This is a genomic window from Streptomyces sp. NRRL B-24572 (assembly GCF_002156145.1).
Taxonomy (GTDB): domain Bacteria; phylum Actinomycetota; class Actinomycetes; order Streptomycetales; family Streptomycetaceae; genus Streptomyces; species Streptomyces vietnamensis.
In genome coordinates this window covers 1-1204 of sequence record NZ_MWIG01001029.1, presented here as the reverse complement: position 1 = coordinate 1204, position 1204 = coordinate 1, and the positions used below count along the sequence as shown (strand labels likewise).

Below are 1204 nucleotides of genomic sequence, written 5' to 3'. Positions count from 1 at the left end.
CCAGGTCCAGCCGGCGGCCTCCCTCGCGGGGATCGCGGCCGAGCACGGCGCCCGGCTGGTCATCGTGAACGCCGAGCCCACCCCGTACGATCCCGTCGCCGACGAGGTCGTGCGCGAGCCGATCGGCACGGCGCTGCCCGCGCTCCTCGACCGGCTCCGCTAGAAGAGGGCGTCCGGTTCCGCCGTACCCGATTCGAAGGCGAGCAGGCGCTGCTTGCGGTCCAGGCCGCCGCCGTAGCCGGTGAGGCCGCCGCCCGCGCCGATGACCCGGTGGCAGGGGACGATGATGCCGACGGGGTTCTTGCCGTTGGCGAGGCCCACGGCCCGGGAGGCGCCGGGGTTGCCGAGCTCCTCGGCGAGTTCGCCGTACGTCCGGGTCTCCCCGTACGGGATGCGGAGCAGCTGCTCCCAGACGCGCAGCTGGAACGGGGTGCCGATCAGGTTCAACGGCAGGTCGAACTCGGTGAGTTCGCCCGCGAAGTAGGCGTCGAGCTGGCGGATCGCCTCGCCGAAGGGGCGTGGGTCGGGCTCGCCGAAGGTCTCCTCGGGCGGGCGGTGGCGCTGGCCGGTCATGTGGAGGCGGCTGAGGACGCCGTCGACGGCGACGAGGGTCAGCGGCTCGTAGGGGCTGTCCACGACGGTGTGCTGGACGAGGGGCATGGCGGTGGTTCTCCTCAGGCGGGCAGGAGGTTGATCGGGTGGTCGTCGGTCGCCCAGAGGTACTGGACGGCGTAGGCGCGCCAGGGGCGCCACTGCGCTGCGGCGGCGGTGAGCGCGGCCGGCGTGCCGGGGAGTCCGAGTCCCTCGGCGGCGCGGCGGACCCCGAGGTCGCCGGGGAGGAAGGCGTCGGGGTCGCCGAGGGCCCGCATGGCGATGATCTCGGTGGTCCAGGGGCCGAAGCCGGGCAGGGCGAGGAGCCGGGCGCGGGCCTCCTCGCGGTCGTCGGCGGGGCCGAGCGGGAGCGAGCCGTCGGCGAGGGCCCGGACGAGGGTGAGGAGGGTGGTGCGGCGGCTGCGCGGCAGGGCGAGGGTCTCGGGGTCGAGGGCGGCGAGCGCCTCGGGGGTCGGGAAGAGGTGGGTGAGCCCGCCCTCGGGGTCGTCGACGGGGACGCCGTGCGCGGTGACCAGGCGGGCGGCGTGGGTGCGGGCGGCCGCGGTGGAGACCTGCTGGCCGAGGACGGCCCGTACGGCGAACTCGGCCGGGT

General features: G+C 75.7%; 1 protein-coding gene and 2 pseudogenes. 1 reads left to right on the top strand and 2 read right to left on the bottom strand.

Translation table 11 applies throughout. The features are described 5' to 3' along the window. Nucleotides 1-163: pseudogene (locus CCN56_RS45395) on the top strand (NAD-dependent deacetylase); the annotation flags it as partial. Here CCN56_RS45395 and CCN56_RS39765 read toward each other — a convergent pair. Both CCN56_RS39765 and CCN56_RS39760 read right to left on the bottom strand, forming a co-directional pair. Then, nucleotides 160-660: a methylated-DNA--[protein]-cysteine S-methyltransferase gene (locus CCN56_RS39765; protein WP_086832445.1), complete on the bottom strand. Its 501-nt coding sequence runs from the start codon at nucleotides 658-660 to the stop codon at nucleotides 160-162. The pseudogene CCN56_RS45395 and the gene CCN56_RS39765 overlap by 4 nt on opposite strands. Nucleotides 661-674: 14 nt before the next feature. After that, a pseudogene (locus tag CCN56_RS39760) lies at nucleotides 675-1204 on the bottom strand (DNA-3-methyladenine glycosylase); the annotation flags it as partial.

Bases quoted from the DNA above. Each gene is read 5' to 3' on its own strand.
- CCN56_RS39765 (WP_086832445.1), bottom strand. From the start codon at position 660: ATGCCCCTCGTCCAGCACACCGTCGTGGACAGCCCCTACGAGCCGCTG.